The sequence below is a fragment of the Vreelandella indica genome, from assembly GCF_037070225.1.
In the GTDB taxonomy this organism is placed as follows: domain Bacteria; phylum Pseudomonadota; class Gammaproteobacteria; order Pseudomonadales; family Halomonadaceae; genus Vreelandella; species Vreelandella arctica.
This window is the reverse complement of sequence record NZ_JBANSO010000005.1, coordinates 78,495-104,199: the sequence shown is the minus strand read 5'-3', so window position 1 is coordinate 104,199 and position 25,705 is coordinate 78,495. Positions and strand designations below refer to the sequence as shown.

Sequence of the window (25,705 nt, the reverse complement as noted above, 5' to 3'; positions counted from 1 at the left end):
AAACGACATTAGTTAACGCTTCCGAGGACTTCATGAACGAATCCAAGCAACCGCCAAGCGTGATGCCGGGCGGTAATGCGATTCAACCCCGCATGGTGCTGTGGTCGATCACCATTGTGGCGGTGGGTCTTTCCCTGTTTCAGCTTTATTCAGCCGGTATTCAGCCCTTGGGGCTCTTTTATCAGCGCAGTATTCACCTGGCATTGATTATGATGCTGGCGTTTTTAATGTTTCCCGCCTTTGGCCCAACTCGCAAACGTGGAGTAGTGGGCTGGGGACTTGATCTGCTGTTCTTTGCCGGTGCGGTGCTGACCGGTGGCTACCTGGTACTCAACCTGGATGAGATATTCAGCCGTGCCGGATTCTGGAACAGTACCGATATTCTGGTCGCCTGCATTGCCACGGTCACGGTACTGGAAGCCAGCCGCCGGGCGGTGGGTTTCGGGATGACCGTGATTGGCTTGCTGGCCATTGTGTATGCGTTTGCCGGGCCACGGGGCGAGTTGCCATGGCTGGGCGAGTGGATGCCGGGCATTCTGGAGCACCGCGGCTACACCTTTGACCGGGTCGCCGGTCAGCTGTACCTGGGGCAAGAAGGCATCTTTGGCCTGCCGCTAGGCGTTGCGGCGACCTATATCTTTATCTTTGTGCTGTTTGGTGCCTTTTTGGAGTGTACCGGGGCAGGCAAGTTCTTTATCGATATGGCCTATGCGGCGACGGGCCGCCAGAGGGGTGGCCCCGCCAAAGCAGCGGTGCTGGCCTCCGCCGGGATGGGGTCTATTTCCGGCAGCGCGATTGCGAACGTGGTCACCACCGGTGCCTTTACCATTCCGCTAATGAAGCGCTTGGGCTACAAGGCCAAGCAGGCGGGCGGTATTGAAGCGGCGGCGTCGACCGGTGGGCAGATCATGCCACCGTTAATGGGCGCCGGGGCGTTCTTGATTGCCGAATACACCAATACGCCTTACTTGGATATCGTCAAAGTCAGTATCCTGCCAGCGATTATGTATTTCGCCACGGTTTACCTGTTCGTCCACATCATTGCGCTTAAGCAAGGCATGCAAGGGTTACCCAAGGACGAACTACCGCAGATGCGCCAGGTAATGAAAGAGGGCTGGCACTTCCTGCTGCCGCTAGCGGTGCTGGTATGGCTGCTGGCGATGAGTATGTCGCCGATGCGGGTAGGCTACTACGCAGTGGTCACCATGGTGGCCGTGGCGGTGATTCGCTATGCGCTGTGGTTCTTCTTTGTAGCGCCTCGCCAAGGCCAGCCGGTGACCGCCTCGGCGGTGAAAGATACCATCCGCGCCGGTATTGCCAAATTGATCGAAGGTTTGGAGTTGGGTGCGCGCAACGCGGTCGCGGTGTCAATGGCCTGTGCGGTGGCCGGTATCATCGTCGGGATCGTTGGCTTGACCGGTCTCGGGTTGAAGTTCTCTTCCATGATGTTGGCTTTCTCCGGCGGTAATATCTTACTGGCACTATTAATGGTGCTGCTGGCTAGCCTGGTGCTGGGCATGGGGCTGCCGGTTACCGCCAGCTATATCGTCTTGATAGTGCTGGTGGGCCCTGCGCTTACCCAAGAGTTTGGTATCCCGCTACTGGTCGCTCACTTAGTGGTGTTCTGGTACTCCCAGGACTCCAACGTGACGCCGCCCATCGCCTTGGCAGGCTTTGCCGGGGCGGCGATTGCGGGTAGTAAGCCGATGGAGACCAGCTTCCAGGCGTGGAAGTTTGCTAAAGGCCTCTACTTGATTCCGCTGTTCATGGTCTTCAATCCAGAGATCATTATGGGTGGGCCGGTACCGGTAGTGATCTGGAACGGAGTCATCGCCATTCTGGCGCTGGGTGCGTTTGCGGCTGCCCTGGAAGGGTACCTGTTTACTCGCATGTCGTGGCTACCTCGCCTTGCGATTACCGCCGCGATTATTGCCGTGTTCTACCCCAATCTGCTCAGCGAGATTGCCGGTGTGGCGGTCATGGTGGTTGCCATTGGGGCTAACTGGTTGGCCAGCAAACGCGAATCACAGGCAACCCCCGTTAGCGGTTGATTGTTAGCGGTGAACGAAAACCCTAGCAAGAAACGAAAAGGCCCGGAGCAAAACTCCGGGCCTTTTGTTTGGTGAGAGAAAGGTTGGCTGGGTTAGAAGATCGACTCAGCAGTGCCTGATCCCTGGGAACCACTGGCTTCTTCAAGCTCACGGCTGATGCGGCGCTGCTGGTAATCCGGCAAGTGATCCTGATGGAAAAGCTCAGAGATACCACCAGACTGACCGTCCGCTAAACGCTGGCCTGTGTTCGGGTCTACACGTGCTGTAACGACAGTCTCTGGGCGTTCGGGCACAGCACTCGGCATTCCTTCCAAGGCATTGCCCATGAACTCTATCCAAATGGGTAACGCGGCCTGAGCCCCATATTCAGAAATGGTTTCGTTACTATCCTTGCCTACCCATACCGTGGTCACCAGGTTGCTGTTGAAGCCCGCAAACCACGCATCACGCTGGCTGTTAGTCGTACCGGTTTTGCCGACGATATCGTCACGGTTAAGGCTTAGCGCACCGCGGCCAGTGCCCGAGGTAATAACGTCACGCAGCATATCGCGCAAGATATACACCGCGGCCGGGTCGGCTACTCGTTTGGCGATCGGGTACTCGCGACCATCAATTTCCACCGTCTCCTGACCCTCGGCACAACTGGAGCAGGCAACCTGGGGGGTCGCTTCATCGATGACTTCGTTATCATCATCACGGGTTACTCGCTCAATAAACCAAGGTGACACTTGAAAGCCACCATTGGCGAGCACTGCGTAGGCGTTGGTCATTTCCATCGGCGTTAAGCTGGCACTGCCTAGTGCTAATGATAAGCCGTTGGGGAGTTGGGCGGGGGAGAAGCCGAAACCTTCCAAGAAGTTAATCGTGTAATCCAGCCCCATGGTCTGCAGCACACGGATGGTCACCAAGTTGCGCGAACGGGCCAACGCTGGGCGTAAGCGCATGGGGCCTTGGAAGTCGCGGCTAGAGTTGACCGGCCGCCACAATGAGTTACTGCCATCGTCAAGTACCACGGGGGCATCGTTAACCACGCTGGCGGCGTTCATCTCGCCATTTTCAAGGGCCGCTAAATAAATAAACGGTTTGAAGATTGAGCCCGATTGACGCCGGGCCTGGACAGCACGGTTGAACTTACTGGCATTAAAGTCAAAACCGCCCTGCAGAGCCAAAATAGCGCCTGTTTGCGGGTCTTGCACCACCAGCGAGCCTTCAGCATCCGGGAGCTGAGAGAGGCGAAGCGAGCCATCATCATTCTCAATTACGCGGATTAGATCGCCACGTACCGCAATCTCAGCCGCTGAGCTTGGCTCGGCACCACGGCTACGCGGGCTCAGATAAGGACGAGCCCAGTTCAAGCCCTCCCAGGCAATGGTCTGTAGGCCACCACGGCGGGTAAGCACCTGCATTTCGCGATCGCTGCTCTCGACCACAATGGCGGGTTGGAGAATGCCGTAATTGGGCGTGCGTTCAAGCACCTGGACCCAGTTACTGACGTCACCCTCGATCCCCTCGACCTCCGTTTGGCTGCGCTGGGCAGCCTGACGGGCGGTCTGACGAATTTCCGGCGACTCGGAAAGTTCCTCTTCCAGGCCTTGGGTCGCGGTTTGCTCCTGTGCTTCCACAAGACTGGAGGCAATGTCGCTCTGCTCTGGCCCGCGCCAGCCGTGACGCAGGTCGTAGTCCGTCAAACCATTGGCCAGTGCTTGGCGGGCGTAGGGCTGCAGCTCGCTATCAATGGTGGTGTAGACACGATAGCCGCCGGTGTAAGCCTCATCGCCAAAGCGCTCTACTGCATACTGGCGCGCCATTTCCGATACATAAGCGGCATCAACCTCGGCTTGGGTAAAGTGGCGGCGTGCGGTGACGGGGTCCTGCACCGCGACTTGATAAGTCTCGTCGTCGATATAACCCAGTTCACGCATGCGGAACAGAATCCAGTTACGACGAATGAGCGAACGCTCGGAGTTAGCCAGCGGGTTGAAGGCAGAGGGCGCCTTGGGCAAGCCAGCAATCATCGCCGTTTGTGCCAGATTCAGCTCGGCGAGCGGCTTGTCATAATAGGTTTCAGCGGCGGCAGCGATACCGTAAGCGCGATTACCCAAGAAAATCTTATTGACGTAAAGCTCGAAGATCTCCTCTTTATTGAGTACCTGCTCCATTTGCAGTGCCAGCAGAATTTCGCGAATTTTACGCGTAAAGGTCTGGTCCAGCGTCAGCATGTAGTTACGCGCGACCTGCATGGTGATGGTTGAACCACCGGATTGGATGGTACCGCCACTCTGCACAAGCTCCACCGCGGCCCTGGCTAAACCGCGTGGGTCGACACCTGCGTGGTCGAAATAACTGGCATCCTCGGCGGCAATCAAGGCATTGATCATATCCTGTGGGATTTGATCAAAATTGATCGCCATGCGACGCTCTTCACCAAATTCGCCAATCAATTTACCGTCCTGGGTAAATATACGTAGCGGCGTGTGCAGTTCGAAGTCCTGCAGTTGGCGAACGTCGGGCAGCCCCGGTGCAAAGTAAATGGCGGCGCCTACTACGGCTAACGCAGTGGCACCGACTAACGATACAATCAGAAAAAAGAGCGACACAATAAGGGTTCGAAGAAACGTCATGTACGAAGGGCACCCTGGAAAGAATAAAAAGATAGGCATCTAAACGGCCGTATCATGCAATTGGCTGCCATTATAGGAACCTGAGGCGGCGGCCACCAGTGTTGATATGCCGTAAGTTGGTTCGCGTGTGACTTAACTAAAAATCATGTAACCTCAAACGACATGTGAAGACGGGCGACAAGTAGGCGGAGCCGAACCCAATATGCGCTTTCTGAAATCTGGTAAAGGGTTGATCGGCGTCGATATTACATCAGCGACCGTAAAGCTGCTTGAGCTAAAACAGTGCCACGATAACTACCAAGTAGAAAGCTACGCGGTGAGGCCGTTACGCGAAGGCGCAGTGGTTGAACGCCGTATTCGCGATATTGATGACGTCGCCAGTGTACTGAGCCGCGCCGTGGATCATGCCAAACCCTCTACCCGCAAAGCAGCAGTGGCCGTTCCCGCCAGCGCCGCGATTACCAAAACGTTGACCTTTCCTATTGGGCTAAGCGAAGAGGAAATTGAAGAGCGCATTGTGGCTGAATCCGACCGCCATATTCCTTTTCCGTTCAATGAAGTGGCATTCGACTTTGAATGCCTTGGCCCCGCCCCCTTTGACGATGAGCAGCAGCAAGTCATGCTGGTGGCCTGCCGTCAGCAGGATGTTACCCAACTCACGGAAACGTTAGAGCGCGCTGGCTTAGAGCCCGCGGCAGTGGATGTGGAAACCTTTGCCATGGAGCGTTCGCTTGCCGAATTGCGCCGCCAGCTAAAGGTAGAGAATGACCCGACCGCCTGCGTTGGCTTGGTGGACATTGGCGCCAATATGAACGCCTTTCACGTTGTCCGTGGTGGCCATATCGTTTATACCCGCGACACCGTATTCGGTGGCCGCCAGCTTACTGACTCGATTCGTGAGCGCTATGACTTGAGCATGGAAGAGGCCGGTTTCGCTAAAAAACGGGGCGGGCTACCTGACGATTACCATGAGCGCGTCCTCAATCCTTTCCTGGAAACCGTGGTGCAGCAGGTGGGCCGCTCTTTGCAGCTTTACTACACCGCCGGACGTCAGCAAGAGGTGCAACACATTGTATTGGCAGGCGGGTCGAGTGTGATTCCTGGGCTTGCCGAACGGATTGCTGAAGACAGTGGTATGTCGGTGACCATTGCCAACCCCTTCCAGCGCATGCGGGTCAATAAGCGCTTAAACCTTCAGGCGTTGACCAATGATGCGCCGGCGATGCTCACCGCGGGTGGCTTGGCAATGCGGGTGAGCCAATGAGCATGAACATTAACCTGCTGCCCTGGCGGGAAGCGCAGCGTGAGCGAAATACCCGCAAATTTTATGTTGTCGTGGCCGGTATGCTGATACTGGGCGTCGCGCTGGGGCTGCTGATCTCCCATTATTACCAGCTTAAATTGGTGGCCCAGCAGCAGCGCAATGCTTATGTGAGTGACCATATTGAACGCCTTAATGCGGATATCGCGGGCGTGTCACGCTACGCCAGTGATGCCGCACGCCTAGGTGAGCAGATTGCGGTGTTTCAGGCGTTACAGAGTGAGCAAGCAGACACTGTGCAACTGTTCAATGATGTGGCTAACAGCGTGGCTAACGGCGTTATTTATCAACGGTTAGCGAAAAACGGCGATCAAGTCAGTGTCACTGCGGTGGCTGGCAGTGAACGACAGGTCTCTGAGCAGCTGCGCCGTATTGCAGCGCTGCCAGGGATGGGAGTGCCTTCATTATCGGCGGTAGAGAGCGAACAGAACGGCGCTGGTCGCGTGTTTCGTTTTGACGTGGAGCAGACCACAGTAGCGGTGCCGCAAGGTGTTGCCCAAGATGTGGAAGAGCAGGGTGTGGCAGAACTGGGTGAGGAAGAAGAGGGTTCGTCATGAGCCTTAATCGCGAGCAGTGGGCTATCGAGTGGCAGCGCCTGCGTGATGTCGATTGGCGCGATCTAGATATTAAGGAAGCCGGTGGATGGCCATTGCTGCTAAAAGTGTTGAGCTGTTGTTTGGCACTGCTGGCAGCATTGAGTGTCATGCTGTGGTTCGTTGTGAGCGAGCAGCGGGAAGCCTTTAGGGCGGCGCAGCGTGCAGAGGTTAGGCTGCTGAGCGAATACCGCAGTAAAGCCTCGGAAGCCGCCTTTTTACCGGAAATGCGCGAGCAGTTAGCGACCCTGGAGGGGCAAATAGCGCGTTTGCGCACAATGCTGCCCACCGATGCGGAGATCCCTTCACTGCTCGATAGTATTAGCGATGCCGCCGTTGACAACCGGCTCACCATTGAAACGATTCGGCTGCGTCCAACGCTAACCCAGGCCCATTATGTCGAGCAGCCGCTGGATATACAGGTACGCGGTGACTATCACCAGCTGGCGCGCTTTAGTGCTGATATCGCGTCGTTACCCCGTATGGTGACCCAGCACGATTTTACCTTGGAGCCAGTAGAAGAGCGTGGCGACACGCTGCGCCTTTCGCTACTGGCCCGCACTTATCGCTACCTGGAACCGGGCGACCAGTCCCCAACTGACGGGGCGGAGCCACTATGACGCGTACAGCTAAGCTCATAGGAATGATGGTTAGTGTGGCGCTGCTCACGGGCTGTGCGGATGCCGAGTTAACTCAGTTGGAACGCACGTTAGCCAATATTCGTCAGTCGCCAGGCGGTCAGCCGCCGGTCATTGCGGTTGCGCTGCCTGAAAGTCGTACCTTGGCTTATTTATATAGCGAAGACCGCAGCCCCTTTTTACCGCCAGATGCCATAGCTCAGGATGATGCTAGTCGTAGCGAGGGTGCGCTTGCGCCTGACCCGCAGCGTACCCCTGAGCCACTAGAGCGCTTTTCTCTGCAGGAGCTGCGTTTGGTCGGTACGATGCGTATGGCGGGTCGGCAAGTCGCGATGATTGCCTCTCCAGATGGCAATGTGACCAGCGTGAAAGAGGGTAACTATATGGGCACCGACTATGGACGCATTGCCCAGATAAGCGCTCAAGAAATTCGTGTTACCGAGCGTGTCTTTACCCAGCGGGAAGGTTGGCAAGAGCGGCAAGTGTCGCTTGCTATCAACGAAAACAACGAGTAAACGGATATTAGCTCATGGCAGTTACAGCTTGGCGAATCACCCTTTTAATGGCCATGGTTGCACTACTTTCACTGTTGCCTTCATTGGCAGTAGCGTCAGTGCTGACGGGTGTTGACGTGCAGCCCGCCGACAATGGTGGCGCCAACGTTGATCTTAGCTTCACTGGTGGCGTGCCCGAACTGCGCAGCTACCGTTTGGAATCACCGCCGCGTGTCACGTTTGATTTGGCCGACACCCAAAGCGGGCTCGCCACCCGACGTTTGAGCATTAATAACCACGGCGTCGAACAAATTACCGCCCTTGAGGGCAATGGCCGCACGCGCTTGGTAGTCAATCTCAGCGAACCACAGGCATTTACGACCAGCGTGCAGGAAGGTCTGCTACGTATTACCTTTGCATCTGGCACTACCCCCGCGCCGACCTCATCGCTCAACCCTTCGCCCGCGCCCACAGCCGGTGTTTCTTCGGCGGGGCTAGAAACCGACGAAGGGCCACAAATTGAAAATATCGACTTTCGTCGTGGTGCCGATGGTGCTGGTCGCTTGTTGGTTACCTTTGACCGCGAAGGGGTTGAGGCGAACGTCCGAGAAGGCGGCTCTGACCAAGTGCTGGTTGACCTGCGCGATGTGGCGATTCCGGATTCGCTTAATCAGGTCTACGACGTCACCGACTTTGCCACGCCGATCACCCGGATTACGCCCCGCGCCAACCAGGGCGACACCCAGTTAGCCATCGCCACCCAGGGCGCTTATGCGATGATCTCTTCGCAAAGTGGCCGCACGCTGACAGTGGAAGTGCAGCCCGCCAGCCAGGAGTCACAGCCCTCTCAGGCGACAGGCGAGCGCTTCAATGGCGAACGCTTGAGCCTTAATTTCCAGGATATCGAAGTGCGTTCAGTGCTAGCGACGCTGGCTGAATTTACCGGGCTGAACTTGGTTGCCAGTGACAGCGTCACCGGCCGTGTGACGCTCAACTTAAACGATGTCCCTTGGGATCAGGCGCTCGCACTGATTCTGCAAAGCCAGGGTCTATCAAGCCGTGAACAGGGCAATGTGATTGTGGTGGCGCCCGCCAGTGAGCTGGCTGAGCTAGAGCGCCAAGAGCTAGAGGCGCGTAACCAGCGTGAAACCCTTTCCCCGCTGGTGACTGAGTTTATCGAGATCAAGTATGCCAGGGCTGAGGATTTGGCCCTGCTGCTGCGTGGCGGTGACGACGATGGCTTTGGGCTGCTCACCGAGCGCGGCCGTGTCAGTATTGATAATCGCACCAATACGCTGCTGGTGCAGGATACCGCCGATCAGGTGCGCGATATCGTACGCACCATCGACCGTTTGGACGTCGCCGTTCGCCAGGTGCAGATAGAAGCGCGCATTGTCATCGCTCGCGACACTGCTTCACGCGAATTGGGTATTAACTGGGGGATGTCGAGCACACGCGGTTTTCAAGAAGGTGAAGATGGCAATTTCACTCGGCGTGATATCAATCCTAATGGCATCAACCGTGCTCAAGGCGGTTTGGCCGTCGATTTAGGCGCCGCTACGGGGCCAGGGACCGGCTTTAGTTTCGGCTATTTATCTGGCGATATCTTATTGGATTTGGAGCTGCGTGCGCTGGAGAGCGAAGGCAAGAGCCAGACCATTTCTCAGCCCCGTATCATTACCGCCAATCAGCGCACTGCCCGTATTAGTCAGGGTGAAGAGCGCGCCTTCCAGAGTGTGGATGGCAACGACAATCCGGATACCGAGTTCAAAGAAGCTGAGCTCTCGCTGGAAGTTACCCCGCAGATTACCCCGGATAACCGGATCATCATGGATCTGGTCATCAAAAATGATAGCTTCCGTGAATCAGAATTTGGCGGCGAACCACCAATTGATACCAATCAGATTGAGACCCAAGTGCTGGTCGATAACGGCCAAACAGTGGTGTTAGGCGGTATTTTAACCACCGAAGAGCTGCGTCAAATTGCTAAAACACCGCTATTGGGTGATATTCCTTTGCTGGGTAGACTGTTTCGCTATACCGAAGAGAGCAATGAGAAGGTAGAGTTGTTAGTCTTTATTACTCCACGACTCCTAGACGATGGCTTAACGGTTCGCTGATGCAGGATTTACCCAATTTATTTCTCATAGGCCCCATGGGGGCCGGCAAAAGCACCATTGGCCGCCTATTGGCGGCGGAGCTTTCGCGCCAATTTTTTGACAGTGACCACGCCATTCAAGACCGCTGCGGGGCGGATATTCCGTGGATTTTCGATGTTGAAGGCGAGCAGGGCTTTCGGCTGCGCGAAATCCATATGATTGATGAGTTAACCCGTCTTTCCCCCGTGGTTGTCGCTACCGGCGGTGGGGCGGTGCTGCGCGAAGAGAATCGCCGCGCACTGCGCGAGCGCGGCACCGTGGTGTATCTGTTGACCACCGTCGACCAGCAGCTAAAGCGGACGGCGAAAGATCGCAATCGGCCGTTGCTACAGTGCGCTAACCGCGAACAGGTACTCAATGACATGTTTGCTCAGCGCGACCCGCTCTATCGTGCCACTTCGGATATTGCTGTGCGCACCGACCGGCGCAGCCCGCGGGCGGTGGTGAATGAGATCCTGCGCCGGGTGCATCGGTTGGTGGACCCGCTTGAACCCTCCTCTTCGCCTCATTCGGCTGGACCGCTTAACCATAATAAGGTATCGCAATGACCTCGACCGCCAGCGCGCAACGCACACTTCAGGTTGCTTTAGATGAGCGTAGCTACCCGATTCATATTGGCACCGGGCTGATCGGTCAAGCGGATACATTGACGCCTTACCTGGCGGGAAATCAGGTAATGGTGGTCACCAACGAGACTATCGCGCCGCTCTACCTGGAAAAACTCTGTGCTAGCCTGCCGGCGCATTTAGATGTGCGCACAGTCGTGCTGCCTGATGGCGAACAGTACAAAACCATTGAGCAGGTCAGCCGGATTTGGGATGCGCTGCTTGAAGCTGGTTTTAATCGCCGCTGTACCCTGATCGCCTTAGGGGGCGGGGTGATTGGCGATATGGTCGGCTATGCCGCCGCTTCCTATCAGCGCGGCGTGGCGTTTATCCAGGTTCCCACCACGCTACTTTCCCAGGTGGATTCGTCGGTAGGGGGCAAGACCGGCGTTAACCATCCGCTGGGTAAGAATATGATTGGTGCCTTCTGGCAGCCCAAAGCCGTGCTGGTGGATATTGATACGCTGAAGAGTCTGCCGCGTCGCGAGCTTTCCGCTGGCCTTGCCGAGGTTATCAAGTACGGTTTTATCCGTGATGAAGCGTTTTTAAGCTGGCTGGAAGTCAATATGCCTGCGCTACTCGACGTAGAACCGGAAATAGTCGCCGAAGCCATTGCGCGCAGTTGCCAAATCAAGGCAGATATCGTTGCCGAAGACGAAACCGAGCAAGGAGTGCGTGCGCTGCTCAACCTGGGGCACACGTTCGGCCACGCCATTGAAGCCCACCAGGGCTACGGCAATTGGCTGCACGGCGAAGCCGTAGGTGCGGGCATGGCCATGGCGGCTACGCTCTCAAACCGGCTGGGTTGGATCGATGAAGCAGCCCTAGCGCGTAGCCTGGCGGTAATCGAGAGCGCCGAGTTGCCGTTAGCAGCACCGGCCAACATGGCGAGTGAAGACTTTTTAGCTCGTATGCGGTTGGATAAGAAAAATATCGATACGCGGTTGCGTCTGGTGCTACTTAACGCCCTGGGCGATGCCTGCGTTAGCGATGCCACGCCCGTTGATGTTCTCCGCACGCTGCTGGATGACTATCCGCGCCGCTAAGTGGCCTATCAATTCCTTTCTATTACTTTCTCCTTCCCGGCAAAGCTGCTCCCTAGCGGGGCAGTTTTGACAGTTTCTTTGCGCTGAGAAAGCTGTCTGTAAACTTAACCCGGGTGCTACGTTTTCAATAATCCGCATGCCTTATGCGCTATCGGCATGGGTGGTTTTCCGTGAATAAGACTAAAGTCTAATGGAAAATAAAGAGTCCTAAAGTGGCGTTTCTTTTCGTTACAAGCCTTTGAAGTATATGTATTTTTTTCTTGAATGAGAGTGCAAATACAGGATTTGAAAAGAGTTTCTCTAACGTTATAAGCACCAGATGATTGCGCAACGTGGGCGCTAATCGCTATGCTGACCGGCCATTTTCTTGCGGCAGCGAACGTGGGAAACACCCCATTCTGGGCAGGTTATAAGCATCATAAAAAAAGCAAAACCGCCCTTTATACCATAAGCACGCTGCTAAAAAAATACGTTGACTAGTAGAGGCACGCCCATGAATAGAGGTCTTCACCAGCCTGGCGAGTTTCGCGATAACTGTGGTTTTGGCCTGATTGCCCATATGGAAGGCCAGGCTAGCCACGATTTGCTGAAAACTGCCATTGAATCACTGACCTGCATGACCCACCGGGGTGGTATCGCTGCCGACGGAAAGACCGGCGACGGTTGTGGCTTGCTACTTAAAATGCCCACTCCCTTTATGCAGGCGCTGGCCAAAGAGGCGTTTGACGCTGAATTGGGCGAACGCTTTGCTGTGGGCGTGGTGTTTCTGCCCAACGATGACGCCCGTGAAGCAAATGCCCGAGATACCTTAACCCGCGAGCTTGAAGCGCGCGGCCTCAACGTATTGGGCTGGCGCGATGTGCCTACCGACCCCAGCGTTTGTGGCCCCATGGCGCTGGACTGCCTGCCGCGTATTCGTCAGCTTTTTGTACAGCCTGGCCTGGGTGAGCACTTCGATGTTGACCTCTTTATGGCCCGTCGCCGCGCCGAGCAGGCGCTGCGCGACGAAGAAGACTTCTATGTCGCCTCGCTATCGTCGGAAGTCATCTCCTATAAAGGCTTGGTGATGCCAGAAGATCTGCCGGCCTTTTATCACGACTTGAATGACCCGCGCCTGGAAACTGCCATTTGCGTTTTCCACCAGCGCTTCTCTACCAATACCGCGCCGCGTTGGCCGCTGGCACAGCCGTTCCGGCTGTTGGCGCACAATGGTGAAATCAACACGATTGAAGCCAACCGCGGCTGGGCGAACTCGCGTAAAGCCAACTTCGTTAACGAGCGCCTGCCGGATATCGCCGAGCTGGACGAAATCGTCAACACCACCGGCTCTGACTCCTCCAGTATGGATAACATGCTGGAAGTATTGCTGACCGGTGGCATGGAACTGCACCGCGCGGTACGTATGATGGTGCCGCCCGCCTGGCAGAACGTAGAGACCATGGACGCTGAGCTGCGTGCTTTCTACGAATACAATTCCATGCACATGGAACCGTGGGATGGCCCGGCGGGCGTGGTGATGACCGACGGTCGCCAAGCGGTGTGTATGCTGGACCGTAACGGCCTGCGCCCGGCGCGCTGGGTGATTACCAAAAATGGCTATATCACACTGGCATCGGAAACGGGCACTTACGGCTATAAGCCGGAAGACGTGGTCGCCAAAGGCCGTGTTGGCCCCGGCCAGATGCTTGCCGTAGATACCCAGACCGGCGAAGTGCTGCATACCACCGATATCGATGAGCGCCTGAAATCCGCCTACCCTTATAAGCGTTGGTTAAAGCAAGAAGCCAATTATTTAGAGTCGGCGCTAACCGAGCTTGCGCGTTTCCAGAGCATGGATACCGATTCGCTCAACGTTCAGCAGAAACTGTTCCAAGTGAGCTTTGAAGAGCGCGACCAAGTGCTGCGCCCGCTGGCGGAAAGTGGCCAGGAAGCCGTTGGCTCCATGGGCGACGATACACCGATGGCGGTGCTCTCCAGTCGTCCGCGCCTGCTGACGGATTTCTTCCGGCAGAAGTTTGCCCAGGTCACCAACCCGCCGATCGATCCGCTGCGTGAAGCGATCGTGATGTCGTTGGAAACCTGCTGTGGTGCTGAGCTCAACGTCTTTAAAGCGACGCCTGAGCACGCGCATCGCTTGATCTTGACCACGCCGGTGCTGTCGCCACGCAAATTTACCGCGTTGGTCAGCCAGGATGATCCGGCCTTTGCCAGCCACACCATGTCACTGGGTTACGATCCTGAGCAGCAGAGCCTTCATCAGGCGCTCAAGGCGCTATGTGAAGAGGCCGAAGCACAGGTGCGCGCTGGTAAAGTCATTCTGGTACTCACCGATGCCGAGCTGGCGAAAGGGCTGATTCCCATTCAGGCCGCCTTGGCCGTGGGTGCCGTACACTCTCACTTAGGCCGTTTGGCGCTGCGTCCCAATGCCAATATCGTGGTGGAAACGGGCTATGCCCGTGATGCTCACCAAATGGCAGTGCTGTTTGGCGTGGGCGCGACGGCGGTTTATCCGTGGCTTGCCTACCAAGTGATGGCGGATATGCACCGTACGGGCGAGCTAACCGGTAACCCGGCTGATGGCCGCGAGAATTACCGTAAAGGGCTGCAGAAAGGTCTGTTCAAGATCCTGTCTAAAATGGGTATCTCGACGCTGGCTTCCTACCGCGGCTCGATGCTGTTCGAAGCCGTTGGCTTGGCAGATGAAGTAATGGATCTCTGCTTTGTCGGTATGGCGTCGCGCATTCAGGGCGCCGGTTTTGCCGAGCTTCAGATGCAGCAAGCGCTACTGGCAAAAGACGCCTGGATTCCGCGTAAAGGGATTTCTCAAGGTGGCATGTTCAAGTATGTCCACGGCCACGAGTACCACGCTTATAACCCCGATGTAGTGATGTCGCTGCAGGCGGCGGTTCAGGAAGGCAGCTACGCCAAGTGGAAAAAGTTCGCCCAGTTGGTGAACGAGCGTCCGGTGGCCACCATTCGTGACTTGCTCAAGCTCAAGCCGGCAGAAACGCCGATTGCGCTGGAGGAAGTAGAGCCGGTTGAAGAGCTGCTGCCGCGTTTTGACAGCGCGGGTATGTCACTGGGTGCGCTCTCGCCGGAAGCTCACGAAGCGCTGGCCCAGGCCATGAACGAAGCGGGCGGCCGCTCCAACTCTGGCGAAGGCGGTGAAGACCCGGTGCGCTACGGCACTATCCGTAGCTCGAAAATCAAGCAGATCGCCTCCGGCCGCTTTGGCGTTACCCCGGCGTACCTGGTCAATGCAGAAGTACTGCAAATCAAAGTTGCCCAGGGCGCTAAACCCGGCGAAGGTGGTCAGTTGCCCGGCGGTAAAGTAAATCAGTTGATTGCCCGGCTGCGCTACGCGGTGCCCGGTGTGACGCTGATTTCTCCGCCACCGCACCACGATATTTACTCTATCGAGGATTTGGCCCAGCTGATTTTTGACCTCAAACAGGTCAATCCTGAGGCCCAGGTGTCGGTGAAACTGGTGTCTGAGCCGGGTATCGGCACGATCGCCACCGGTGTGGCCAAGGCCTATGCGGATTTGATTACCGTGTCCGGCTACGATGGCGGCACGGCGGCCAGCCCGCTGACCTCGATCAAGCATGCAGGTTCTCCTTGGGAGTTGGGGCTTCCTGAAGTGCATCAGGCGCTGCGTATCAACGGCCTGCGCGACAAGATTCGCCTGCAGACCGATGGCGGCCTAAAAACCGGTCTCGACGTTGTTAAAGCGGCGATACTCGGTGCAGAGAGCTTCGGTTTTGGCACCGCGCCGATGGTGGCGTTGGGCTGTAAGTACCTGCGTATCTGTCACCTCAACAACTGTGCTACCGGTGTTGCCACTCAGGATGACTTCCTACGCGGTGAGCATTTCCGCGGCACCGTGGATATGGTCAAAAACTACTTCCGCTTTATTGCCGAAGAAGTGCGCGAGCTGATGGCGACGCTGGGCGTTCGCAAGTTGACCGATCTGATCGGGCGTACTGACCTGTTGGAAGTGTTGGAAGGCAATACCGCTTCTCAGCGTAAGCTTGACCTGACGCCGCTGCTAGCGAATGACTTTGTACCTAAAGATGCGCCGCAGTACTGCAAGGTTAGCCGTAACGTGCCGCACGACCCCGGTGCTAAAAACCAGGAAGTGCTGGCGGCGCTGAAAGACGCCATCGAAAATCGCTCGGGCGGTGAGTTCGACTTTACCATCACCAACTGCGACCGTAGCGTGGCAGCGCTAACGTCTGGCGCGATTGCCAAGCGCTATGGTGAAGAAGGCCTGGAAACGGCACCGATCACTGCTCGCTTTACTGGCGTAGCAGGCCAGAGCTTTGGGGTGTGGAATGCGCGTGGTTTGAATTTATATCTCGAAGGCGACGCCAACGATTACGTCGGCAAGGGCATGAACGGCGGCAGCATCGTGATTGTGCCGCCCAAAGTCAGCCAGTTTGAGAGCCATAAAACGGCCATCATCGGCAACACCTGCCTTTACGGTGCCACCGGCGGGACGCTATTCGCCGCCGGTACCGCGGGCGAGCGCTTCGGGGTGCGTAATTCCGGTGCTTCAGCAGTCATTGAAGGCGCAGGGGATCATTGCTGCGAATACATGACCGGCGGTTTGGTCTGCGTACTCGGTGAGACCGGCGTGAACTTCGGCGCGGGGATGACCGGCGGGTTTGCCTATGTGCTGGATGAAGAGCGCACCTTCGTGGACAAGTACAACCACGAACTGGTCGAGATTCATCGCGTTAACACAGAGGCCATGGAGGCATATCGTCGTCACCTGCGTGAAATGATCGAAGCCTATGTGGCCGCGACGGGTTCCGCGCGCGGGGCGGCTATTTTGGAAGACTTCAGCGACTATGCGCGCCACTTCTGGCTGGTGAAGCCAAAGGCGGCCAGCTTAGGTAGTTTGCTGGATCAGTCTCGGCGTCAGCCGCAATAACTCGCTTATGCCCCTCACGCTGACAGGAGAGAGATCATGGCTAACCGTTTAAATAACGATTTTCAGTTTGTCGATGTGGGTCGTAAGGACCCACAGAAAAAAGATGCCCGAGCCCGTGCCAAAGAGTTCGCGGAAATTTACGAACCGTTCAAGCCCACGGATGCGGCGAGCCAGGCGCACCGCTGCCTGCATTGCGGTAACCCGTACTGCGAGTGGAAGTGCCCGGTGCATAACTACATCCCCAACTGGCTGCAGTTGGTGGTGGAAGGCAACATCATCGAAGCTGCAGAGCTGTCGCACAAAACCAACTCGCTGCCCGAGGTATGTGGCCGCGTATGCCCGCAGGATCGTCTGTGTGAAGGCGACTGTACGCTGAACGACGGCTTTGGCGCGGTAACTATTGGCTCGGTGGAGAAGTACATCACCGATACGGCGTTCGCCATGGGTTGGCGTCCGGATATGTCCCACGTGACCTGGACCGATAAGAAGGTCGCCATTATTGGTGCTGGCCCTGCGGGCTTGGGCTGTGCCGACATTCTGGCCCGCAACGGCGTCAAGCCGGTGGTGTTCGACAAGTACCCGGAAATCGGTGGCCTGCTGACCTTTGGTATTCCCGAGTTCAAGCTCGAGAAAAGCGTGATGGAGCGCCGCCGCGCGGTGTTTGAGGAAATGGGCGTCGAGTTCCGCCTCAATACCGAAATCGGCACCGATATCGAGTTTGAAACCTTGATGCAGGAGTACGACGCGGTATTCCTGGGGATGGGGACTTATAAATACATGGAAGGCGGTTTCCCTGGCGAAGATCTACCGGGCGTGTATAAAGCCCTCGATTTCTTGATTGCCAACGTCAATCGTTGCCTGGGTTTTGAAAAAGACCCCAACGACTATATCTCCATGGAAGGCAAGCGCGTGGTCGTGCTGGGCGGCGGCGATACTGCGATGGACTGTAACCGTACGTCCATTCGCCAGAATGCGACCAGCGTGACCTGTGCGTACCGCCGTGACGAAGGCAACATGCCGGGGTCGCGCCGTGAAGTCTCCAATGCCCGTGAAGAGGGCGTTGAGTTTCTGTTCAACCGTCAGCCGGTGGCGGTCGTCGGTGAAGAGAAAGTCGAAGGCGTGAAGGTGGTGCGCACACGCTTGGGTGAGCCGGACGAAAACGGCCGTCAGCGCCCTGAAGTGGTGCCCGGCTCTGAAGAGATCATTGCGGCGGATGCTGTGGTTATCGCCTTCGGCTTCCAGGCCAGCCCCGCGCCGTGGTTCGACAGTTCGAATATCCAAGTCGACGAACGCGACCGCGTAACTGCACCGGAACACGGCCAGTACGCCTTCCAAACCAGCAATGAAAAAATCTTTGCCGGTGGCGATATGGTGCGCGGCTCTGATTTGGTGGTCACGGCGATTTACGAAGGCCGTCAAGCTGCAGAAGGCATTCTGGACTACCTGGGCGTATAGAGCGTGTCTGATGCATAGAGCAGCTCCAGGGATAGGTCGTAGCGAGGGTCTTTTGTCATGGATGACAAAAGTAGCGCCCAGGGATGGGTTCACAGCGCCCTCGCGTAGACCTATCGCTGGGGCGGTTGCACGAGCGTGATTAAGGTGAGTAGTTTTGGCTGCTCAGTTCAAATTGAGCCTTAGGTCGTAATCTGCTAGTCTGTCGACCCATCCTGGCGTGGCTTTCTGCCGTGCCTTCTGATCACGTTTCGACAGGTTATCCATGACACGATATATCTTCGTGACCGGCGGCGTTGTGTCCTCTCTCGGGAAGGGCATCGCCTCCGCCTCGCTTGCGGCGATTTTAGAGGCCCGCGGCCTTAAGGTCACCATGCTCAAGCTCGACCCGTACATCAACGTGGATCCGGGCACCATGAGCCCTTTCCAGCACGGTGAGGTGTTCGTCACAGAAGATGGTGCCGAAACCGACCTTGATCTCGGGCATTACGAGCGCTTCATCCGCACCAAGATGACCCAGCGCAATAACTTTACGACCGGCCGTGTTTACGAGCACGTACTGCGTAAAGAGCGTCGTGGCGACTATTTAGGCGGCACCGTTCAGGTCATCCCGCATATCACCGACGAGATCAAGCAGCGCGTTTACGCGGGCGGCGAAGGTTTTGATGTGGCGCTGGTGGAAATCGGCGGTACGGTCGGTGATATTGAATCGCTGCCTTTTCTTGAATCCATTCGCCAAATCCGTAGTGAACAGGGCGCTAACCGCGCGCTGTTTATGCACCTAACCCTGGTGCCCTACATCAAAACGGCGGGTGAGACCAAAACCAAACCGACCCAGCACAGCGTTAAAGAGCTGCGCTCCATCGGTATCCAGCCGGATATTTTGATTTGCCGCAGCGAAGTTGAGCTGGAAGAGAGCGAGCGTCGCAAAATCGCCCTGTTCACCAACGTTGAAGAGCGTGCCGTGGTGCCGCTTCAGGATGCCGATACGATTTATCGCATTCCGCTGATGCTCCATGAACACGGTCTGGACGAGATCGTTTGCGATAAGCTGCGCCTGGAAGCCCCGGAAGCAGATTTATCCGAGTGGGTGAAGGTACTCGATGCCAAGCTCAACCCGCTCAAGTCCGTCAGTATCGCCATGGTCGGTAAGTACATGGAGCTGCTGGATGCCTACAAGTCGCTCAACGAAGCGCTGATTCACGCCGGTATCCAAGGTCGCATTAAGGTCAACGTCGACTATATTGACTCCGAAGACATCGAGCGCCACGGCACCGAACGCTTGGCGGGCAAAGACGCCATTCTAGTGCCCGGCGGCTTTGGCGAGCGTGGCGTGGAAGGCAAGATTATGACCGCCCAATTCGCGCGTGAAAATAACGTTCCCTATCTGGGTATTTGCCTGGGCATGCAGGTAGCGGTGATTGAGTTCGCTCGCAACGTGGCGGGTTGGAAAGACGCCAACTCCACCGAGTTTACCCACGATACCCAGCATCCGGTGGTGGGCCTGATTACCGAGTGGCTGAATCCGGAAGGCAAAATCGAACTACGCGATGCGGCGTCTGATTTAGGTGGCACCATGCGTTTGGGCGGTCAGGTCTGTCATCTGGAATCCGGCACCAAAGCGCGCGAAGCCTACGGATCAGACGAGATTGTCGAGCGCCATCGTCATCGTTTCGAGGTCAATAACCAGTTTATTGATGAGCTTGAAAAGGCCGGTTTGGTTATTTCGGGTAAGAGCGTTGACCAATCTCTGGTCGAGGTTATCGAGTTGGCGGATCACCCTTGGTATGTGGCGTGTCAGTTCCATCCGGAATTCACTTCCACCCCGCGTGATGGTCATCCACTCTTCTCAGGGTTTGTGAACGCTGCGTTGGAGCATAAAACAGCGCGTAATCGCGCCCATGCGCATTCGCAGGAATAAGAGGGCAATAGCATGGCTTCTCAAGTCCGTTCTCAAGAGCCGTCTCAAGATGGATCGCAAGAGCGTCATATTAACGTTGCCGGCTTAACCGCCGGCAATTCCTTGCCGCTGATGCTGCTGGGCGGCATGAATGTGCTGGAGTCAGCCGAGCTTGCCGATGAGGTAGCTCAAGCGTATGTATCAGTGACCCAGAAGCTGGGCATGCCCTACGTATTCAAGGCCAGCTTCGATAAAGCCAACCGCAGCTCAATCAACTCCTACCGCGGCCCCGGTCTTGAAAAAGGGCTGCAGATTCTGGCCGATATCAAAGCCCGCCATAACGTGCCGATCATCACTGATGTGCACGAGCCCTGGCAGGCAGAAGCGGCGGCGGAAGTTGCTGATATTATACAACTGCCCGCCTTTTTGGCCCGCCAAACCGATCTAGTGGTCGCCATGGCCAAAACCGGCGCGGTCATCAATATCAAGAAGCCGCAGTTTCTGGCGCCCCATGAAATGCGCCACATCCTCAGTAAGTTCCAGGAAGCGGGTAACGATCAGTTGATGCTCTGCGAGCGCGGTTCAAGCTTTGGTTACAACAACCTTATTGTGGACATGCTCGGCTTTGGTGATATGAAGCAAACCGGCTATCCGGTTTTCTTCGATGTCACCCACGCGCTGCAGCGCCCCGGTGGGCGTGCGGACAGTGCTGACGGGCGCCGAGCTCAGGTGGCGGAATTAGCCCGGGCAGGCGTAGCCGTTGGCCTTGCAGGGCTGTTTTTGGAAGCTCACCCGGACCCTGACAACGCCAAGTGCGATGGCCCCTGTGCGCTCCCCCTGGATCAATTAGAGCCGTTCTTGACCCAGCTTGCCCAGTTAGATGCGCTGGTGAAAGGGTTTGAGCCGCTAACGATTCGCTAAGCAGGACGTTATATAAATAATTTTATCTGACATACAGAAAGGAAACTGCCATGACCAAAATTGTTGCTATCAGTGCGTTGGAAGTGCTGGATTCACGTGGTAACCCGACCGTGCAGGCGCACGTACGCCTTGCAAGTGGCGCTGTCGGCGAAGCCTGTGCCCCCAGCGGTGCCTCGACCGGTTCACGGGAAGCGCTCGAGTTGCGTGACGGCGATAAGTCGCGCTACCTCGGCAAAGGCGTTCTGAAAGCAGTCGATGCGGTCAATGGCAAAATTCGTGATGCGCTGATGGGCATGGATGCACGCGACCAGCGCGGCTTGGACGATGCCATGCTGGCGTTGGACGGCACCGAGAACAAAGCGAATTTGGGCGCAAACGCGATTCTAGCGGTTTCCCTGGCCGCAGCTAAAGCAGCGGCTAACGCCAAAGGCGTGCCGCTTTATGCGCACATTGCCGAACTCTACGGTCAGCCTGGCCAGTACAGCATGCCGGTGCCGATGATGAACATTATCAACGGCGGCGAGCACGCTGATAATAATGTTGATATCCAAGAGTTTATGGTGCAGCCGGTGGGCGCCCCTAACTTCCGCGAAGGACTGCGCATGGGCGCGGAAATTTTCCATGCCCTGAAAAAAGTGCTGTCGGCGAAAGGCCTTTCCACCTCCGTTGGCGACGAGGGTGGCTTTGCGCCGAACCTGGCGTCTAACGCCGATGCGCTGGCAGTCATCAAACAAGCCGTTGCCGATGCTGGCTACGAGCTGGGTAAAGACGTCACGCTGGCGCTGGACTGTGCCTCTTCCGAATTCTACAAAGACGGTCAGTACAACCTTTCCGGTGAAGGCAAAAGCTACGATGCCCAAGGCTTTACTGATTACCTAGCAGGCCTGTGCGCCGATTACCCAATCGTGTCTATCGAAGATGGCATGGACGAGTCCGACTGGGCAGGCTGGAAAGCGCTGACCGACAAGCTGGGCGATAAAGTGCAGCTGGTGGGTGACGATCTGTTCGTGACCAATACCAAGATTCTCAAGCGCGGTATCGATGAGCAGATCGGTAACTCTATCCTGATTAAGTTCAACCAGATCGGCTCGCTCTCCGAGACCCTGGATGCCATCAAGATGGCCCAGGATGCAGGCTTTACTGCAGTGATTTCGCACCGCTCTGGTGAAACGGAAGACACCACTATTGCCGATTTGGCGGTAGGTACCTGCGCTGGTCAGATTAAAACGGGTTCACTGTGCCGTTCTGATCGCGTTGCCAAGTACAACCGTTTGCTGGTGATTGAAGCGGAACTGGGTGATGTGACCTATCCTGGCCTAAAAGCGATCAAAGGTCAGTAAAGTGCCAATATTGAATGAGGTTTGTAAGTGATGTCTCAAGATTTTGTAAGTGATGTCTCAAGATTTTGTAAGAGATGTCTTACAAAAGCCGACGAGAATCGCTTGGTTTAGGGTAAGAAAAAGCGAAATTTTCCACTAATTAAAATTTAAGCTTTTGTTTTTAAATATAATTGTGGAATTAAGGCGAGTCGCTAAGACTCGCCTTTTTACATTTTGGCTTTGTTGAGAAGCCTACATGATCTGCCACAATACACGCAGGACAAGGGGAGGCAAGGATGCTTCAGACAGGATGCAACGGGATGTAGGACGGATGCGCCGGGCGATACAGAGAGGTGAGCCCCGGCAGGGAAGACATCTGAGGAAGTTGATACAGGGAGTGGTCAGAGGAAGTGCTTGGAGCGGGCGGCCTACGGGTCGCCTTTTTTTTGCCTTTTATTTGGCACTACACGCTTGGCAACCCATAAAAAACCAGCGCTTTTTTCAAAAAAAGCGCTGGTTATAAAGTAGCAGCAGAGCAGGAGTGAGTTAAGCTTAACGCTCTAACTTCTCAAGCTTACCGGGCTTGCCGTCCCACTCTTCGGCGTCAGGCAGCGGATCCTTCCTTTCGGTAATATTGGGCCATACTTCTGACATTTCAGCGTTAATCTCAATAAACGCCTCTTGCCCATCCGGCAGCTCATCCTCTGAGAATATCGCCTCAGCGGGGCATTCTGGTTCACACAGTGCGCAGTCAATACACTCGTCAGGGTGAATGACCAGGAAGTTCGGGCCCTCGTAGAAACAGTCGACCGGGCAGACTTCCACACAGTCGGTGTATTTGCACTGGATGCAGTTCTCGGTAACGACAAACGTCATCTTGCTATCCCTCTTGCAGGGCCAGGTAGCTCCTGGCCATGGTCAATCGTGAATGGTTATAAATCAGCCGTTTTTTATAAGCTAAAAGTTTGAGCGACATTCTAGTGGTGCGTCTACCTGGCGGCAAGCGCCTTATGGGCTTCTGTATAACCTACTATATTTACCATTAGATCAGGTCTCGCCATTGATACAACAGCGACAGCGCTTCCCGCGGCGTTAAACCATCCATATCGACATTTTCCAATGCCTCCACCACCGGGTGCGGTGCGGCTGCAAACAGGTCGTTTTGCTGGGGAGCCGTTCGTGGCGCTTGCGCTGTGTTATCTACATCGCGCTGCTCCAGGCTCATCAGCTTCTCACGGGCCCGTTTAATCACATGGCCAGGTACGCCCGCTAATTGAGCAACCTGCAAACCGTAACTCTGGCTAGCCGGGCCTGCTTCAATGCGGTGCATGAACACGATGCTGTCGCCATGCTCGGTCGCCGTTAGGTGGATATTGGCCACACCCTCCATGTGTTCAGGCAGGGCGGTCATCTCAAAATAGTGCGTGGCAAATAGTGTTAGTGCACGCCCCTTGGCAAGATGTTCCGCACTCGCCCAGGCCAGCGATAACCCGTCAAAGGTGCTAGTGCCGCGGCCAATTTCATCCATCAAAATCAAGCTTTGCTGGGTGGCATTGTGCAAAATATTGGCCGTTTCGGTCATCTCGACCATAAAGGTGGAGCGTCCGCCTGCCAGATCATCCGACGAGCCAATGCGGGTAAATATCCGATCCAGCGGGCCGATCTCGGCGGCATCGGCGGGCACAAAGCTGCCGCAGTGGGCGAGCAGAGCAATTAGCGCTGTTTGCCGCATATAGGTCGATTTACCACCCATATTAGGCCCGGTAATAATCAGCATATGCTGGTCGGGGTTAAGCGTAACGTCATTGGGCACAAAGGGCGTTTCGCTAACCTGTTCAACCACAGGGTGCCGCCCCGCCTCGATACGAATGCCTGTGGCCTCGCTCAGCGTCGGGCGCACCCAGCTCAACGCCTCGGCGCGTTCGGCAAAGGCGCACAGCACATCCAACTCCGCAAGCGCTTGAGAAGTGCTTTGTAGCGCGTGAAGGCTGTCATTCAGCTCGCCCAGCAGGCGGTCATAAAGCCACTTTTCACGGGTCAGTGCGCGGGACTTAGCCGATAGCGCCTTATCCTCAAACTCTTTAAGTTCGGGAATGATAAAGCGCTCGGCGTTTTTAAGCGTTTGGCGGCGGATATAGTCAGCAGGCGCCTGCTGCGCCTGGGAGCGCGGCAGCTCAATAAAGTAGCCGTGTACGCGGTTATAGCCGACTTTGAGATTGGCAAGCCCGGTACGCTCGCGCTCGCGGGTTTCCAGCCGAACAAGATAGTCGCCCGCGTTCTCGGCCATGCCCCGATGCTCGTCGAGCTCGGCGTCAAAGCCATCGGCGATGACGCCACCATCACGAATCACCACCGGCGGATTTTCGACTAGCGCACGGCTGAGCATATCGGCCATTTCTGGGTAGGGGCGAATATGCGGGCGCAGATTGTCTAGCGCGCTGCCGCTCTCTACCTCGCTGAGCTGCTGCTCAAGCTCAGGAAGTGTAACCAGTGCATCCCGCAGGCGTGCCAAATCCCGTGGCCGGGCGCTGTACAGCGCGACCCGGGCCAGAATGCGCTCCACATCGCCCACATCGCTCAACGTCTCGCGCAGCGCCATGTAGGCGGCATCCAGGCTTAGCAATGCCACGCCTGCATGGCGGTTCTGGACAATCTCTCGTTGGCGCAGCGGACGGTTCAGCCAGCGTTTGAGTAGCCGCGAGCCCATCGCAGTGGTGCAGGTGTCCAGCACGCTCGCCAGGGTGTTGTCGATATTGCCACCCAGGTTAATATCGATTTCCAGATTACGGCGGCTGGCGGCGTCGATCACCACCGCATCGTCGCGATTCTCGACGCTAATCGCGGTCACGTGGGGCAGGCGCGAGCGCTGAGTGTCGCGGGCGTAATCAATCAGCACTCCGGCGGCAATCAGTGCGGTGGTTAAGTGTGCGCAGCCAAAGCCGCGTAAATCCTGCACTTCAAACTGATCGCACAGGCTGCGGGTGGCGCTCTCCAAATCAAACAGCCACTCGCCCTGGCGACGCAGGCTGCGCTTTTGCGACCAGGCATCGGGTAGGGTCAGGCTTTCGGGCACCAGCAACTCAGCAGGGGAGAGACGGGTAAGCTCTGCTAGCATCTCCGCTTCGCTCTCGACTTCCAGTACATTGAAGCGGCCGCTAGAGAGTTCCAGCCAGGCAAGGCCCCAGCTATCTTTACCGGGGGAAACCGACACCAGTACGTTGTCGCGGCGGGCATCGAGCAGCGCTTCATCGTGGAGCGTGCCGGGGGTGACGATACGCACTACTTGGCGATCAACGGGGCCTTTGCTGGTAGCGGGGTCGCCAATCTGCTCACAAATGGCAACTGACTCGCCACCGGCGACCAGACGCGCCAAATAGCCTTCAGCGCTATGGTAAGGTACGCCTGCCATCGGGATGGGTTTGCCGCCCGATTGGCCGCGCTGGGTAAGCGTAATGTCCAGCAGTGCGGCGGCGCGCTTGGCGTCGTCGAAAAATAGCTCATAAAAATCCCCCATTCGGTAAAACAGCAGAACCTCGGGGTGTTCGCGTTTGATCTTTAAATACTGCGTGATCATTGGCGTGTTAGGGGGAATGGCCTGTGACATGGGCGTCCTGATTGAGCAATTTCTTTGAGAAAGCTAAACACAGTA

The 25,705-nt window shown here is 56.3% G+C and carries 16 protein-coding genes; 13 read left to right on the top strand and 3 right to left on the bottom strand.

Going from position 1 to position 25,705, the window contains the following annotated elements; translation table 11 throughout:
• Nucleotides 1–32 precede the first annotated feature (32 nt).
• A complete protein-coding gene (locus V8L71_RS04925; RefSeq protein WP_336273353.1) occupies nucleotides 33–2,051 on the top strand; it encodes a TRAP transporter permease in 2,019 nt (672 codons plus the stop codon).
• A gap of 92 nt (nucleotides 2,052–2,143) precedes the next feature.
• On the opposite strand, the gene V8L71_RS04920 is transcribed toward V8L71_RS04925, so the two are convergent.
• A complete protein-coding gene (locus V8L71_RS04920) occupies nucleotides 2,144–4,672 on the bottom strand; it encodes a penicillin-binding protein 1A (protein WP_336273352.1) in 2,529 nt (842 codons plus the stop codon).
• 202 nt (nucleotides 4,673–4,874) lie between these two features.
• Here V8L71_RS04920 and pilM point away from each other — a divergent pair, with 202 nt between their 5' ends.
• From pilM to eno, 12 genes are all read left to right on the top strand, one after another.
• Nucleotides 4,875–5,936, top strand: a complete 1,062-nt coding sequence (gene pilM / locus V8L71_RS04915) for a type IV pilus assembly protein PilM (protein ID WP_336273351.1) — start codon at nucleotides 4,875–4,877, stop codon at nucleotides 5,934–5,936.
• Complete coding sequence (locus tag V8L71_RS04910) at nucleotides 5,933–6,550, top strand: PilN domain-containing protein (protein WP_336273350.1); 618 nt, start codon at nucleotides 5,933–5,935, stop codon at nucleotides 6,548–6,550. Before pilM ends, V8L71_RS04910 begins: the two co-directional genes overlap by 4 nt.
• Nucleotides 6,547–7,206, top strand: a complete 660-nt coding sequence (locus tag V8L71_RS04905) for a type IV pilus inner membrane component PilO (RefSeq protein ID WP_336273349.1) — start codon at nucleotides 6,547–6,549, stop codon at nucleotides 7,204–7,206. The genes V8L71_RS04910 and V8L71_RS04905 overlap by 4 nt, the downstream gene beginning before the upstream one ends.
• The gene (locus tag V8L71_RS04900) at nucleotides 7,203–7,739 is read left to right on the top strand and encodes a pilus assembly protein PilP (RefSeq protein ID WP_336273348.1); all 537 of its coding nucleotides are present in this window, start codon (nucleotides 7,203–7,205) and stop codon (nucleotides 7,737–7,739) included. Before V8L71_RS04905 ends, V8L71_RS04900 begins: the two co-directional genes overlap by 4 nt.
• A gap of 14 nt (nucleotides 7,740–7,753) precedes the next feature.
• On the top strand, nucleotides 7,754–9,838 hold the full coding sequence (locus V8L71_RS04895) for a type IV pilus secretin PilQ (protein ID WP_336273347.1): 2,085 nt from the start codon (nucleotides 7,754–7,756) through the stop codon (nucleotides 9,836–9,838).
• On the top strand, nucleotides 9,838–10,425 hold the full coding sequence (aroK, locus tag V8L71_RS04890) for a shikimate kinase AroK (protein WP_008958864.1): 588 nt from the start codon (nucleotides 9,838–9,840) through the stop codon (nucleotides 10,423–10,425). Before V8L71_RS04895 ends, aroK begins: the two co-directional genes overlap by 1 nt.
• Nucleotides 10,422–11,528 carry a 3-dehydroquinate synthase gene (gene aroB, locus V8L71_RS04885; protein WP_336273346.1) on the top strand — a complete coding sequence of 369 codons (1,107 nt, stop codon included), beginning with the start codon at nucleotides 10,422–10,424 and terminating at the stop codon, nucleotides 11,526–11,528. The genes aroK and aroB overlap by 4 nt, the downstream gene beginning before the upstream one ends.
• A gap of 493 nt (nucleotides 11,529–12,021) precedes the next feature.
• Nucleotides 12,022–16,464 carry a glutamate synthase large subunit gene (gltB, locus tag V8L71_RS04880; RefSeq protein ID WP_336273345.1) on the top strand — a complete coding sequence of 1,481 codons (4,443 nt, stop codon included), beginning with the start codon at nucleotides 12,022–12,024 and terminating at the stop codon, nucleotides 16,462–16,464.
• Between the two features lie 36 nt (nucleotides 16,465–16,500).
• On the top strand, nucleotides 16,501–17,919 hold the full coding sequence (locus tag V8L71_RS04875; RefSeq protein WP_035564444.1) for an FAD-dependent oxidoreductase: 1,419 nt from the start codon (nucleotides 16,501–16,503) through the stop codon (nucleotides 17,917–17,919).
• 262 nt (nucleotides 17,920–18,181) lie between these two features.
• Complete coding sequence (pyrG, locus tag V8L71_RS04870) at nucleotides 18,182–19,837, top strand: CTP synthase (protein ID WP_336273344.1); 1,656 nt, start codon at nucleotides 18,182–18,184, stop codon at nucleotides 19,835–19,837.
• A 12-nt stretch (nucleotides 19,838–19,849) separates the two neighbouring features.
• Complete coding sequence (kdsA, locus tag V8L71_RS04865) at nucleotides 19,850–20,737, top strand: 3-deoxy-8-phosphooctulonate synthase (protein ID WP_336273343.1); 888 nt, start codon at nucleotides 19,850–19,852, stop codon at nucleotides 20,735–20,737.
• Between the two features lie 50 nt (nucleotides 20,738–20,787).
• A complete protein-coding gene (gene eno, locus V8L71_RS04860) occupies nucleotides 20,788–22,077 on the top strand; it encodes a phosphopyruvate hydratase (RefSeq protein ID WP_009286778.1) in 1,290 nt (429 codons plus the stop codon).
• 531 nt (nucleotides 22,078–22,608) lie between these two features.
• Here the strand turns inward: eno and fdxA are convergent.
• Both fdxA and mutS read right to left on the bottom strand, forming a co-directional pair.
• Nucleotides 22,609–22,932 (bottom strand): ferredoxin FdxA, encoded by a 324-nt coding sequence (gene fdxA, locus V8L71_RS04855; RefSeq protein WP_176303240.1) that lies wholly within the window; start codon nucleotides 22,930–22,932, stop codon nucleotides 22,609–22,611.
• A gap of 166 nt (nucleotides 22,933–23,098) precedes the next feature.
• Nucleotides 23,099–25,660, bottom strand: a complete 2,562-nt coding sequence (mutS, locus tag V8L71_RS04850; RefSeq protein ID WP_336273342.1) for a DNA mismatch repair protein MutS — start codon at nucleotides 25,658–25,660, stop codon at nucleotides 23,099–23,101.
• Nucleotides 25,661–25,705: the final 45 nt, after the last annotated feature.